Origin of the sequence: Planobispora longispora, from assembly GCF_016863135.1 — a bacterium.
GTDB lineage: Bacteria > Actinomycetota > Actinomycetes > Streptosporangiales > Streptosporangiaceae > Planobispora > Planobispora longispora.
Genome location: NZ_BOOH01000021.1, coordinates 106023 through 119249, shown reverse-complemented (window position 1 = coordinate 119249; position 13227 = coordinate 106023). Strand labels below are relative to the sequence as shown.

The 13227-nt window shown below is 71.6% G+C and carries 9 protein-coding genes; 4 read left to right on the top strand and 5 right to left on the bottom strand.

Annotation, left to right across the window (positions count from 1 at the left end; genetic code table 11):
• Nucleotides 1-31 precede the first annotated feature (31 nt).
• From Plo01_RS14580 to Plo01_RS14570, 3 genes are read left to right on the top strand one after another with little or no spacing between them, the layout of a single operon-like run.
• A complete protein-coding gene (locus Plo01_RS14580; protein WP_203891109.1) occupies nt 32-772 on the top strand; it encodes a hypothetical protein in 741 nt (246 codons plus the stop codon).
• Nucleotides 772-2943: a hypothetical protein gene (locus Plo01_RS14575; RefSeq protein WP_203891108.1), complete on the top strand. Its 2172-nt coding sequence runs from the start codon at nt 772-774 to the stop codon at nt 2941-2943. Before Plo01_RS14580 ends, Plo01_RS14575 begins: the two co-directional genes overlap by 1 nt.
• A gap of 6 nt (nt 2944-2949) precedes the next feature.
• The gene (locus tag Plo01_RS14570; RefSeq protein ID WP_203891107.1) at nt 2950-3702 is read left to right on the top strand and encodes a hypothetical protein; all 753 of its coding nucleotides are present in this window, start codon (nt 2950-2952) and stop codon (nt 3700-3702) included.
• On the opposite strand, the gene hrpA is transcribed toward Plo01_RS14570, so the two are convergent.
• The 5 genes from hrpA to ppgK form a co-directional block, all read right to left on the bottom strand.
• Nucleotides 3699-7592: an ATP-dependent RNA helicase HrpA gene (hrpA, locus tag Plo01_RS14565; RefSeq protein ID WP_203891106.1), complete on the bottom strand. Its 3894-nt coding sequence runs from the start codon at nt 7590-7592 to the stop codon at nt 3699-3701. The genes Plo01_RS14570 and hrpA overlap by 4 nt on opposite strands.
• A gap of 252 nt (nt 7593-7844) precedes the next feature.
• Nucleotides 7845-10154, bottom strand: coding sequence for a glycoside hydrolase family 6 protein (locus Plo01_RS41230; protein WP_203891105.1), 2310 nt, complete (start codon nt 10152-10154; stop codon nt 7845-7847).
• 178 nt (nt 10155-10332) lie between these two features.
• Nucleotides 10333-11115 (bottom strand): class F sortase, encoded by a 783-nt coding sequence (locus tag Plo01_RS14555; protein ID WP_203891104.1) that lies wholly within the window; start codon nt 11113-11115, stop codon nt 10333-10335.
• A complete protein-coding gene (locus Plo01_RS14550; protein ID WP_203891103.1) occupies nt 11112-11684 on the bottom strand; it encodes a hypothetical protein in 573 nt (190 codons plus the stop codon). The genes Plo01_RS14555 and Plo01_RS14550 overlap by 4 nt, the downstream gene beginning before the upstream one ends.
• Nucleotides 11685-11809: 125 nt before the next feature.
• Nucleotides 11810-12544, bottom strand: coding sequence for a polyphosphate--glucose phosphotransferase (gene ppgK, locus Plo01_RS14545; RefSeq protein ID WP_203891102.1), 735 nt, complete (start codon nt 12542-12544; stop codon nt 11810-11812).
• A gap of 56 nt (nt 12545-12600) precedes the next feature.
• On the opposite strand from ppgK, the gene Plo01_RS14540 reads away from it, so the two are divergent.
• Nucleotides 12601-13206: a response regulator transcription factor gene (locus tag Plo01_RS14540; protein ID WP_203891101.1), complete on the top strand. Its 606-nt coding sequence runs from the start codon at nt 12601-12603 to the stop codon at nt 13204-13206.
• The last annotated feature ends 21 nt before the right edge of the window (nt 13207-13227 follow it).

The following is a 13227-nucleotide window of genomic DNA, read 5'->3' as shown; positions in this document are numbered from 1 at the left end:
GGAGTCCCATCCCACCGTACGGAGGCCCTCCATGGAACACCGCACCGAACACCGGATCATGATTGCCGCCGACATCGAGGACTACAGCAGCCGCAACCGCGACAGCCAGGCGACGCTCCAGCGGGATCTGGTCCGGGCCCTGGACCACGCGGCGACACTGGCGCAGCTCGGCACGCTCGACTGGCGACGGCAGGAGCAGGGTGACGGGCAGTTCGTCGTCCTGCCGCCGGGAACCGGCGCCGTCACCGTCCTGACCTCCTTCGTCACCGAGCTCAACGAGGTCCTGGCCGGGTACAACAGCGCGACGTCCCGGATGCGGATGCGGCTCTCGGTCCACGAGGGGCCGGTCGTCGTCGACGGGGCGAACGGTTTCCCCGGGGCGCACGCCGTGCAGGTCAACCGGCTGGTGAACGCCGCCGCGCTGAAGGCCGCGATGCGGGCCCGGCCGGAGGCCGATCTCGGAGTGATCATCTCGGACCGGACGTTCGAGGACTACGTCGGCCAGAGCCGCGGCGGGCCGTCGAAGGACGACTTCCGGCGGGTGAAGGTGGCGGAGAAGAAGGAACGCTACATCGCTCACATCCATCTGCCCGGTCACAACGTGCACGCGCTGGGAGCCCTCCCCGGATCCGCGGAGCCCGCGGGTCCCGGGAGCCCCAGGGCGGCCGAGGACGCCGGAGCCCCGGCCGGCCACGTCTTCCGCCTCACCGGGAAGGGCGCCAACGCCAACGTCAGCGGCCGTGACCAGACGATCAACCAGAGGTACTCCTGATGGACGCGGAGCGGGCGCCGGACGCCCGGAGCCAGGAGCCCGACCTCCCGCCGGAAGAACCGCCGGAGGAATCCCCGCAGGAGACGGCTCCCGGGGAGGATTCCGGAACGCCGGACGGACCCGCCCCGGGCGGGGAGGAGGACGCCGAGCCCTCCATCCGCGAGCGGACGGAGCAGAGCGAGCGGCGGCGCCGCTTCCGCCGTGAAGGGCTGCCCCAGCTCTGGGCCGACATCTCGGGGAAGGGCGGCAACGCCAACGTCTCCGGCGGCGACCAGACGATCAATCAGTTCTACGACGGCTCCGGCCCCGCCCCGCGGCCGGTCTCCGTCCTGCCGCCGGCGAGGGTGCGCGATGTCGAGCGCTACACGGTGTGCACCTCGTCGAGCACGCGGCTGGCCGCCCGGCTGGCCCGGGACCCGGTGGTGCTGTTGCGCGGGCGTCCGGAGACCGGTCGCGCCAGCGCGGCCTACCGCGCGCTCCTGGACTGGTCGGCTCCGGTACGGGGCCCGGAGGACACCCCCTTGGGCATGCTCCGGACCGAGGAGGGCCTCACCGCCGGGGACCTCTCGGAGGCGAAGGGCTTCGTGTTCGATGCCGGTGACTTCAACCCCGGTGATTCCAGCGCCGGCGACGCGCCCCGGACCTCCGCTCCCGGCAGCGTGATCGACCGGCTGCAGGTCCTGGCCGAGGAGGCGAAATGCCGGATCGTCATTCTGGTGACCGAGAAGTACGAGCGTGACGTCCTGGTCGTCGAGCACGAACCGGCCGACGCCATGGAGGTGTTCCGCCGCTGGCTGGCCGCCGACGGTTCTCCCGGCCTCTGGACGGAGCACAGATTCGGCGAGCACCTCTCGGCGCTGCCGGACCTGCTCGCCGGGCACGGGCCCGCCCGGGTCCGCGAGTACGCCCTGGAGATCGCCGCGAGACTGCGTGACGGGCGGCGGTCGCTTCCCGAGGTCCTCGGCACGCTGCGGCTGGACCCCCGCGAACGGCTCCGGCAGGAGTTCCGCAGGGAGAACGCGGACGAGACCAGGCAGTGCTTCCTCATCAGCGCCGGCGTGCTGCACGGTCTGAGCGAGGCGGAGATCTCCGGCTCCGCGCTGCGCCTGGCCGAGCTCGTCCGGGAGGTGGAGAACGATAAGGACCGGCGAGGTCCCCGGGTCTGGGGATACCTGCACACCTGGCTGAATCGCGACGGGCTGAGCTGCCACCCTCCCGCCGCGCCGGGCGAGGGTCACCGCGTCCTGCTGAGGCAGGATCCGACGGCCCAGATCCTCTCGGTCGCCTGGGAGGAGGCGCCGGTCCTGCGCGGCCCCCTGTACGCCTGGCTGCACGAACTCACCGGGCGGCCCGACGAGAGGATCGCGATCAGGGCCGCTCAAGGGGTCGCGCACCTGGCCGCCTGCGATTTCCGGAACGTGCGCGAGAATTTCCTCGACGGCTGGTCCAAGGACGGCGCCAAGGGCAAGCGGGACCTGGTGAAATACACGCTGGAGGCCGCGGCGCTCAACCCCGCGCTGGCTCCCCTGGTCCATGAGCTCCTCGACGCCTGGTCGACGGGGAACCTCTCCAAGCGGACCACCGCCACCGTGGTCTACGGCTCCGAGATCGGCGTCCGGGCCGTCAGCCGGGCCCTCGAGGTGTTCCGCAGGACGATCCTGCTCTCGCCCGCCGCCGGCCAGTCGACCGGCAACTGGCCGCTGCACCTGACCGTCACGGCTTCCGTGGCGGAGATCTACACCTCCACGACGGCCGAGCGGGTTCTCGCCGAGCTCGGCGCGTGGGCTCGGTCGGGCTCGCCCGGGTTGCGGCGGACCGCCGCGTTCGCCTTCGTCTGGCTGGCCTGCCTGCCGTCCTCCGGCGACCCCGACCGTCCCCCGCTGACCGGCTACCGACACATGCCCGAACTGCCGGAACTGTGGTGCAATGCGCTCGCCTGGGGACGGCTCACCGGCTCCGGCTCCGCCGTACCGGAGGTGTGGCGCCTGCTCGGGCAGTGGGCCGGACGGCCCGAGTGCGATCCCGTGGTCGACCAGATCTTCCGGACGACCGCGGCCCGCCATCCCGATCTGCGCATGCCGCTCCGCTTCTCCCTCCGCGCGTGGCACGGCTGGGAGCTGATCACCGCCGACCGGCGCGCGGCGCTGGACGGCCTGCTGTCAAGGAGATGACCACCGGTGTTCACGCTCATGTGGAAGTTCGACAACCCCAACGCCGCAGACACGACCGGCTCCCCGGAGCTCGCCTTCGAGACCCCTTCGGCCGGGGACGGCTTCGCCTTCCGGGTGGCCGTCCACTGCGCCCGTGAAGCGGGCGGCGGGCGTCGCGCGCGGAGATCCGCACCCGACCTCGGCGCCGAGCGGGAGGAGGTGCTCGACCGCGCCAGGACCGTCGTCCGCGAGACATGCCGCAGGCATCCCGCCTTCCGCCCGGAATCGGCGGAGCGGGAAGTGAACCGGAGGCTGGAGGCGGAGCTGCGGGACGGGCCGTGGACGGTCCGCGTCGAGGTCGGCCTCACCGAGGAGGTTCGCAGGCTCCAGCAGACCAATCTCATCGCGCAGCACAAGGTGGTGACCGAGGCCGAGTCCACGGAACTGCGTCTGGAGCGGCTCCACGCGCTCAGCACGAGGTGCGAGGGCTTCCTCCGGGCGGCGGGACACAGCTGGGAGACCCTTTACGCGCTGCGGCTCGCCGAGGACCCCGGCGCGGCCGCCGACATCCTGGCGCGTATGGTCGAGGACCGCCGGGAGACCGCCACCGATCTGACCAAGCTGGTTGCGAAGATCACCGAGGCGCAGCGCACGGCCGGTCTCTACGATCTGGTCCTCGCCAGCGAGAACGCGCTGCGCCAGGCGTTCGAGCGGCTCGGCGTGCCGCTGCCGCCGCTCGACCCGGACTCGCCGTTCGCCCCCATGGCCGAGAGCGCCTAACGCCGGAACGACGTGCCCAGGTCCACGCTCTCCATCGCCTTGCGGATGCGCTTGTCGGAGACGGGGTACGGCGTGCCGAGGGTCTGGGCGAAGTAGCTGACCCGGAGCTCCTCGATCATCCAGCGGATCTTCTTCAGGTCCTCGTCGTCGCGGCGGGCGGGCGGGAGCTTGTCGAGCAGGTCGTGGTAGTCGTCCTCGATGTCGTGGACCTGGCGCATGCGCTCCTCGTCGCGGTACGGATCGTCGGGGAGCTTCTCCAGCCGCCGCTCGGCCGCCTTCAGGTAGCGCGTCAGGTCGGGCAGGCGCGAGTGGCCGGTGGCGGTGACGAACCCGGGGTAGACGAGGTTGGCGAGCTGCTCGCGGATGTCCTCCACCGCGGGGGTGGGACGCGCCTCGGCCAGGCGGGCGCCGAGGCTGTGCCAGACCGCCAGGATGCCCCGGACCCGCTCGACCACCTCGGCGGCGGTGTCGAACAGTTCGGCGCGGACCTTGTCGTGCAGGGTGGTGAAGGCGGATTCGTCCCAGACCGGCCCGCCGTACTCGCTCATGAGCTTGTCGGCGGCGCAGGCGACGCAGTCGTCGAACAGCGCCGTGGCGCCGGCGTGCGGGCTGCGGCTGAGCGTCAGCTTGGCCTGGTTGTCCAGGCGGCCGAGGATCCACTTGGCCGGGGAGGGGGTGTTGAGCAGCAGCAGCCTGCGGGTGCCCTCCCACATGGCGCGGCGCTGCTCGGCCTCGGTCTCGAACATGCGCACGGCCACGCTGGAGCCCTCGTCGGCCAGGGCCGGGTAGGCCTTCATCCGCCGCTGCTCGAACGTCTTGGGCAGCGCGCCCACGCTCCACGCGGTCAGGCCCGTCTGCTCGATGCCCGCGGCCTTGGAGAGGGTCTGGCGGAGCTTGGGCGCCAGCCGCCGCTTGAGCTCGGCCAGGTCCTTGCTCTCGGCGAGCTTGTGCTTGCGGCCGTCGACCACCCGGAAGGTGATCTTCAGGTGGTCGGGGACGTTGTCGAGCTGCCACGCCTCACGCGGGACCTGGATGCCGGTGAGATTCAGCAGCTCCCGCTCCAGCACGGCCAGGAGCGGCTCCTGGGTGGGCTCGGCCCGCTGGAGCACCTGCTTGGCGTAGTTGGGGGCGGGCACGAAGTTCCGCCGGATGTTCTTGGGCAGGGAGCGGATCAGCGCGGTGAGCAGGTCCTCGCGCAATCCGGGGATCTGCCAGTCGAAGCCCTCGACGTTGACCTGGTTGAGCAGCGAGAGCGGGATGTGCGCGGTGACGCCGTCGGCGTCGGCGCCGGGCTCGAACTGGTAGGTCAGCGGGAACCTGAGCCCGCCCTGCCGCCAGACGTCGGGGTAGTCGCGCTGGCTGACGTCCCCGGCCGTCTCGCTGATGAGCATCGACTTCTCGAAGCTGAGCAGGTCGGGGTCGGCCTGCTTCGCCTTCTTCCACCAGGAGTCGAAGTGCCGCCCGGAGACGACCTCCTGGCCGACGCGCTGGTCGTAGAAGTCGAACAGGGTCTCGTCGTCGACGAGGATGTCGCGGCGGCGGGCGCGCTCCTCCAGCTCCTCGACCTCCTCCAGGAGCTTGCGGTTCTCCTTGAAGAAGGCGTGGTGGGTCTCCCAGTCGCCCTCGACCAGGGCGTGCCGGATGAACAGCTCGCGGCTCGTCTCCGGGTCGATGCGGCCGTAGTTGACCTTGCGCTGGGCCACGATCGGCACGCCGTACAGCGTGACCTTCTCGTAGGCCACCACGGACGCCTGCTTCTTCTCCCAGTGCGGCTCGGAGTAGGTGCGCTTGATCAGGTGCTGGGCCAGCGGCTCGACCCACTCGGGCTCGATCTTGGCGTTGACCCGGGCCCAGAGCCGGGAGGTCTCCACCAGCTCGGCGGACATCACCCAGAGCGGCTGCTTCCTGGCCAGCGCGGAGCCGGGGAAGATGGCGAAGCGGGCGTTGCGGGCGCCGACATACTCCGTGATGGGACGGCGCTGCCCCTCCTGGGGGCCCTTCTTGTCGATGTCCTTGACGCCGATGTGCGACAGCAGGCCGGACAGCAGCGAGACGTGGATCTTCTGCTCGTCGCCGGGCGTGCTGTTGAGCGTGACGCCGAGCGACTTCGACATCTGCCGCAGCTGGCTGTAGACGTCCTGCCACTCGCGCACGCGCAGGTAGTTGAGGAACTCGGCCTTGCACAGGCGGCGGAAGGCGCTGGAGGACAGCTCCTTCTGCTTGTCCTGCAGGTGGTTCCAGAGGGTCAGGTAGGTCAGGAAGTCCGATTCCTTGTCGGCGAAGCGCCGGTGCATCTCGTCGGCGGCCTGCTGCTTGTCGGCCGGGCGCTCGCGCGGGTCCTGGATCGACAGGGCGGCGGCGATGACCATGACCTCGCGGACGCAGCCGTTGTGGTCGGCCTCCAGCACCATCCGGGCCAGGCGGGGGTCCACCGGGAGCCCGGCGAGCTTGCGGCCCAGCGGGGTGATCCGCTTGGCCTCGTCGAACGCGCCGAGCTCGCGCAGCAGGTCCATGCCGTCCTTGACCTGGCGCTGGTCCGGCGGCTCGACGAACGGGAAGGCGGCGATGTCGCCCAGGCCGATGGAGGTCATCTGCAGGATGACCGAGGCGAGGTTCGTACGGAGGATCTCCGGATCGGTGAACTCCGGCCGGGCCAGGAAGTCCTCTTCCTCGTAGAGCCGGATGCACACGCCCTCGGAGACGCGGCCGCAGCGGCCCTTGCGCTGGTTGGCCGAGGCCTGCGAGACGGCCTCGATCGGCAGGCGCTGGACCTTGGTGCGGTGGCTGTAGCGGGAGATGCGGGCGAAGCCGGGATCGACCACGTATTTGATGCCGGGCACGGTCAGCGAGGTCTCGGCCACGTTGGTGGCCAGCACGACGCGGCGGCCCCGGTGCGGCTGGAAGACCCGGTGCTGCTCGGCGGCCGAGAGCCGGGCGTACAGCGGCAGGATCTCGACGTCCTTGCGTTTGGACAGGGCGTCGGCGGTGTCGCGGATCTCCCGCTCGCCGCTGAGGAAGACCAGGATGTCGCCGGGGCCTTCCAGGCAGAGCTCGTCCACCGCGTTGCCGATGGCCTGGATCTGGTCGTCGTCCTCGCCGACCGGCCGGTAGCGCACCTCGACGGGGTAGGTCCGGCCGGACACCTCCACGATCGGGGCGTCGCCGAAGTGCCGGGAGAAGCGCTCCGGGTCGATGGTCGCCGAGGTGATGATCACCTTCAGGTCGGGGCGGCGCGGGAGCAGCTGCTTGAGGTAGCCGAGGATGAAGTCGATGTTGAGGCTGCGCTCGTGCGCCTCGTCGATGATCAGCGTGTCGTACTGGACGAGGTCGCGGTCGCCCTGGAGCTCGGCCAGCAGGATGCCGTCGGTCATGACCTTGACGAGCGTGCCCTCGCCCGCCTGGTCGGTGAAGCGCACCTTGTAGCCCACCGCCTCGCCGAGCGGGGTGTCCAGTTCCTCGGCGACGCGCTCGGCCACGGTCCTGGCCGCGATCCGGCGGGGCTGGGTGTGCCCGATCAGGCCCTTGACGCCCCGGCCCAGCTCCAGGCACATCTTCGGGATCTGGGTGGTCTTGCCCGAGCCGGTCTCACCGGCGACGATCACGACCTGGTGGTCGCGGATGGCCGCCAGGATGTCGTCCCGGCGCTGGCTGACCGGCAGGGCCTCGGGATAGGTCACCTCCGGCACGCCCGCGCGCCGTGCGGCGATCCGCTGCTCGGCCCGGTCGATCTCGGCGCCGATCTCCTCGGCGATCTTCTGCTGGGCCGCGCGGTTCCTGACCTTGCGGGCGCCGTCCAGCCGCCGCCCCAGGCGCCGCTGGTCGCGGAGCGTCAGCTCGGGCAGGCGGGTGCGGAGCTCGGCGAGTGGAGGTGTCAACGGAGGCGTTCCCATGATTACTTGCCAGGATACTTTCGGCCCATCGGTCAGGAGCCAACCGCCCATGGTGCCTGACTCCTTCCCCCGACGCATCCCAATATCCGCCGGCACGGGCGCGCCGCCTCCTCGCCGTTCCCCGCCGTCTCACGCGGTACGGCCCCGCACGCGGTCGGCCCCCGCCGGCCCCCGCACGCGGTGCGGCCCCGCCGCTCCCTGGCGGGGAGCGGCGGGGCCGCGTGCTCTACCGGGCCGCGTCAGCGGTGGGGACTACTGGACGGGCGGGTAGGCGTTCTTGAGCAGCTCCCGGAACTGGGCGGAGAACCACTGTCCGGAGATCGGGGCGTCCGGCAGGGCGCCGCTCTTGTTGTTGCCGTTGCGCTCGTTGCCCTCGTAGGTCGGGTCGCACATCCGGTCGAAGCCCTTGCCCTCGTCGTTCGGGATGAACTTGCTGGAGCCGTCGGACTCACCCGGAGGCTTGATCCAGACGTAGGCGTCCAGGCCGGCGGCCGGGTTGGCCTGCGGCCGCTCGCCGAGGCCCGCGCCGCTCTGGTTGCACCAGTTGCCGGCGTGGATGCGGCGGTCGACCCGGGAGTCGTTGACGAAGGTGTCTACCACCGTGGAGGTGCTGGGCGCCGACGGGCGGGCGGCGCCGCCCCAGCCGTTGCGGGAGGTGTCGATCAGCATGCCGATGTTCGACTTGAAGCCCCGCCGGATGAGCTCCTGGCGGAAGGCCTGGGCGAAGGTGAGTTCGTCGACGTAGAAGTTCCAGTCGATCCACCTGGACTGGCGGACCGTCTGGCCGTTGACGGTGGTGTTGATGGTGAAGTGCGGCTCCCGCAGCGCCGAGTAGTTGGCGGTGTTGGTGATGAAGCCGTCGACGCTGTCGAAGCCCTTGGCGGTGCCGGCGACGGTGGTGGCGAACAGCGCGGCGGAGGGGCCGAAGTTCGTGTCCCAGCCGATCCAGCCGTGGTGGGCGGCGTCGATGTAGGTGTAGACGTTCGTGATGGCGTGCAGCTTGTCCAGGGCGTAGCGGATGCCGTCGACGTAGGCGCCGCTGTCCTTGGCCTCCTGGCACTTGGCCACGTTGAGGTTGGTGACCAGGTTGGGCAGCGAGTCGATCTCAATGATCGTCACGATCCGCAGGGCCGCGTACTTCGGGTCCTTCATGATGGCGGCGATCGGGTCGATGTACTCGTTCTTGTATCGGTTCAGGCCGTTCTGCGCGATGAGCAGCTCGCCGTTGGAGGCCAGCGCCGAGCAGTCGCGGTTGGGCAGGTTGTAGATGACGAACTGGATCGTCAGCGGCTTGCTGCCGTTGGCGGCGTCCTGCTTCAGGGCCTCCTCCAGGTGGGCGCGCAGGCCCATCGCCGAGGCACTGCCCTCGATGGCCGCGATCCGGTCCAGCCACACGCCGGTGGAGATGTTCGCCACCGCGGCGCCGCCCGGCTCGGCGGCGGCCTTGGCCGACCACTGCGGGTTCACGTAACCGGTGGCCCCGTCGTAGGGGTTGTCGACGTGCTCGCCGACCGGCGGCGTGTCGCCGTCGTTGTCCTCCTCGGTCGCGGTGACCGAGGCGCCGGTGTGGCCGGTGGCGGCGGCCGCGATGGTGGCGGTGCCGTTCGCCTCGTCGGAGTCCTCGGCGGCGGAGACCGTCACGTTCTGCGCGGTGTTCCAGTTGGAGGCGGTGAAGGTCAGCGAGGAGGGCGCGATCGTGAGGTCGGCGTCACCGGTCTTGGACAGGTTGACCGTGACGTTGCCCGACGGCGCCTGGCTCAGCTTGTACCCGACGGTCTTGCTGCCGCCCTCGGGAACGCTCACCGAGGTGGGCGAGGCGACGATCGACGGGTTGCCCGTTCCGCCGACCGTGAAGGGAACCTCGGTGCTCTCCTTGCTCAGGACCGGGGTGCCGTTGTCGTAGGCCTTGGCCTTGGCGGTGTGGGCCCCGGAGGACAGGCCCGTGGCGGAGTGGGAGTAGGGGGCGCTGGTGTCGGTGCCGACGAGCGCGCCGTCGACGTAGAACTCGACCTTGCTGACCGCGCCGTCGTCGGAGGCCGTCGCGGAGAGCGGCACGGCCGCGCCCGCGGCGTGCGTGGAGCCGCTCGCCGGGCTGGTCAGGCTGACGGTCGGGGCCTGGTTGACCGGGGGCTGTCCGCCGCAGGCGACGCCGTTGACCGTGAAGTCCGTCGGCTTGGGGTTGGAGCCGGTCCATGAGCCGTTGAAGCCGATGCTCGTGGAGGCGCCGGTGGCCAGCTTGCCGTTCCAGTCGAGGTTCTTCGCGGTGACCTTGTCCGAGCCCGCGGGCTGGGACCAGGTCGCCGACCAGCCCTGCTGAACCCTCTGGCCCGCGGTGAAGGTGAAGCCGAGGGTCCAGCCGTCGATCGCGTCACCGAGGTTCTTGATGGTGACGTTGCCGGTGAAGCCGCCCTGCCAGTCGTTGGTGGAGTAGGCGACGTCGCAGGCGACGGCCGCGTGCGCGGTCCCTGCCTGACCGGCGGCGAGGCCCGCCGCGGCGACCAGTACGGCCGCCGTGGTCGCAGCCCGGTTCCGCCAGGCTAGGCGGCGCGGATGTGCTCTCATGGGTGTCATCTCCAGATGGGGGTGGGAGCGCTCCCATCGTGCGGATGTTTCCGTTGTGTGTACAGCATCCGACCTCCGGCGGACGGCTCGATGACGCCTTCACCAACCCTGACCTGATGGAACGCTCGCACAACCCGATGAAAGTTTCAGCAGCCGGCCCGCCGTCCGGCCGTCCGCCTCACCCGCCGGGGAAGTCCGACAGCCGGTACCAGGCGGCGAAGTCCCCGTAGACGATCAGGTTGTCCTCGTAGGACTGGCGCTCCCGGTCGTAACGGCCTCCGCAGGTCACGAGCCGGATCGTCGGGTACGGCCGGACCCGGTAGACCCGGCTCACCGGGAAGGCGTCCTTGCGGGCCCGCTCGATCGACGACACCCGGAAGACCACCACGGTCCCGTCCGAGCGGACCACGGCCACCGCGTCACCCCGTGCGACGCCCGGCAGCCGGGCGAACACCGCGGGACCGGTCCTGGTGTCGAGGTGGCCGACGACGACCGCCGGCCCGTCCTCGCCCGGCGCCGGGCCGGAGCGGTCCCAGCCCACGACGTCGGCGCGCCAGAGCGGCGGCGCGTCCAGCACGCCGTCGCGCGCCGGGCCGATCCAGGTGATCGGGGCGTTGACCCCGGCTCTCGGGACCACGAGCGCCACCGGTTCGGCCGGGCCGGGCCGGCCGGGCAGCGGAGCGGGCCACCGGGAGCGCGAGGCGGCCCCGGCCCCCTTCTTTTGTCGGCCGGGCGTCCCGGAGGCGGTGGAGCCCCCGGTGGAGTCTCCCCGCGAGGCGGCCGCGGCGGAGTCCTCCGGCCACGCCGGCGCGGCTGAGCCTCCCGGCGGGGCGGGCGCGGCGATCGGCAGGGAACGGGCCAGCGCCGGGTCCGCCTCCTCGCCCGTCACCCCCCGGCATCCCGCGACCAGCAGGACGATCCCGAGTCCCAGCGCCGGGACGGTCCTCCCGGCGCCCCTCACCTCGCGTTCCGGCGCCGCCGTACCAGGACCAGCGCGCCTCCGCCGGCGAGCGCGGCGGCGATCCCGCAGGCGGCCCAGAGTCCCGCCGCGCCGGTCCTCCCGGTCGGCAGGCCGGTTCCCTCTCCTGACACGCCGCCCTCTCCCGGCACGCCGCCCGGCAGGGCGAGACCGCCGCCGCCGGTGTCCGGGCCGCCGCCGGCGACGACCTCGAAGGCCCCGTAGAGGGTGACGCCGTTGCCCTCGCAGACGACCTCGACGACGTGACGGCCGAGCTCGGCCTGGTGGGCCACCTGGGCGGACCCGGCCGGGTTGCCCTCGCTTCCCCCGGTGAGCCCGGCCTCGCCCTGGAACGCCTCCGACGTGGCGACGGCGGGCGCGCCGCAGTCGTGCGCGACGACGTCGAGGCTCCCCCCGGCCTCGACCCGGTACGGCGAGACCTCCACGTCCTCCACCGGAGCGGGAGAGGCGGCCGTTCCCGCGGGGAACGCCGTCCCGGCGGGGAACACCGCCACGGCGATCGCGGCGACCGCCGCGCCGATCCAGCGCCCGGCGCCACCTTTCGGCCGCATAGTGTCTCCCCGTCCCGTCAGATCAGATCGTGCTGGCTCCCGCTATCTACCCGGGTCAGGGGGCATGTCCGGCAAAACCGGATCAAAGTCTGAACGGCCTTTCCGGCATATGCCGGATAAGACCGTTAAAGGGCCGACGCGGCCATGGCGGCTCCGACGATCCCGGCGCTGTTGCGGAGCACGGCCGGGACGACCCGGGTGCGGACCCTCACCAGCGGCAGGAACTTCTCGGACTTCTTGCTGACTCCGCCGCCGATGACGATCAGCGAGGGCGAGAACAGCATCTCGACGTGGCGGAGATACTCCTCGACCCGCGCCGCCCACTCCGGCCAGCTCAGGTCGTGGTGCTCCCGGGCGTGGTCGGAGGCGCGCTTCTCGGCCTCCTTGCCGTCGATCTCGAGGTGGCCGAGCTCGGTGTTGGGGACGAGACGCCCGTCGATGAACAGGGCGCTGCCGATCCCGGTGCCGAACGTCAGCATCAGCACCACTCCCGCCTCCCCCTTGGCCGCGCCGACCGCCACCTCGGCGAGCCCCGCGGCGTCGGCGTCGTTGAGCACGACCACGGGCTGCCCCGTCGCCGCGGAGAACAGCCCCCGCGCGTCCCTCCCGATCCAGCCGGGGTCCAGGTTGGCGGCGGTCGTGGTGATGCCGTCCAGGACGACCCCGGGGAACGTCACCCCGATCGGCCCGGTCCAGGAGAAGTGCCCGGCGATCTGCCCGACCACCTCCGCCACCGCCTCGGGTACGGCCGGGACGGGGGTCGGGATCCGGAACCTCTCCTCGGTCAGCTCGCCCCTCTCCAGGTCCACCGGGGCGCCCTTGACTCCTGATCCTCCGATGTCGATGCCCAGTACTCGCATGGTGTGCCTCCTTCGCCCGCCCTCTACCCTCGAACAAAGGTGGCAAAATCGCTTAGGTGATCAAGGTTCTCCTGGCCGAGGATCAGCGCATCCTGCTGGAGGCGCTGGCGGCCCTGCTCGACCTCGAAGAGGATCTCACCGTCGTGGCCCGGGTGAGCCACGGCGACGGCATCCTCCCGGCGGCGCTGGAGCACACCCCGGACGTCGCCGTGCTGGACGTCGACCTGCCCGGGGTCGACGGGATCACCGCCGCCGCCGAGCTCGCCGAGCGGCTGCCCGCCTGCCGTACCGTCATCCTGACCGGGCTGAGCCGCCCCGGGCACCTGCGGCGGGCGCTCGGCGCGGGCGTGGCGGGATTCCTGCCGAAGGACAGCGACCCGGCGCAGCTGGCCGCCGCGATCCGCGACGTCGTGGCCGGCGAACGGGTGGTGGACCCCCGGCTGGCGGTGGCGGCGCTGGACGCGCCGGACAACCCGCTCACCGCGCGGGAGACCGAGGTGCTGAGGCTGATCGCGTCCGGGGCCGGACCCGCCCAGGTGGCGGCGGAGTTGTTCCTCTCCCACGGCACCGTGCGCAACTACCTCGCCTCGGCGGTGAGCAAGCTGAACGCGCGCAACCGGATGGACGCCGTCCGGATCGCCACCGAGGCCGGGTGGCTCTGACGGCGCCCGGCTCCGACGTCC

What these genes read in the sequence shown, in the direction of transcription:
- Plo01_RS14580 (WP_203891109.1), top strand. Translation starts at nt 32, where the DNA reads ATGGAACACCGCACCGAACACCGGATCATGATTGCCGCCGACATCGAG.
- Plo01_RS14575 (WP_203891108.1), top strand. Translation starts at nt 772, where the DNA reads ATGGACGCGGAGCGGGCGCCGGACGCCCGGAGCCAGGAGCCCGACCTC.
- hrpA (WP_203891106.1), bottom strand. Translation starts at nt 7,592, where the DNA reads ATGGGAACGCCTCCGTTGACACCTCCACTCGCCGAGCTCCGCACCCGC.
- Plo01_RS41230 (WP_203891105.1), bottom strand. Translation starts at nt 10,154, where the DNA reads ATGAGAGCACATCCGCGCCGCCTAGCCTGGCGGAACCGGGCTGCGACC.
- Plo01_RS14550 (WP_203891103.1), bottom strand. Translation starts at nt 11,684, where the DNA reads ATGCGGCCGAAAGGTGGCGCCGGGCGCTGGATCGGCGCGGCGGTCGCC.
- ppgK (WP_203891102.1), bottom strand. Translation starts at nt 12,544, where the DNA reads ATGCGAGTACTGGGCATCGACATCGGAGGATCAGGAGTCAAGGGCGCC.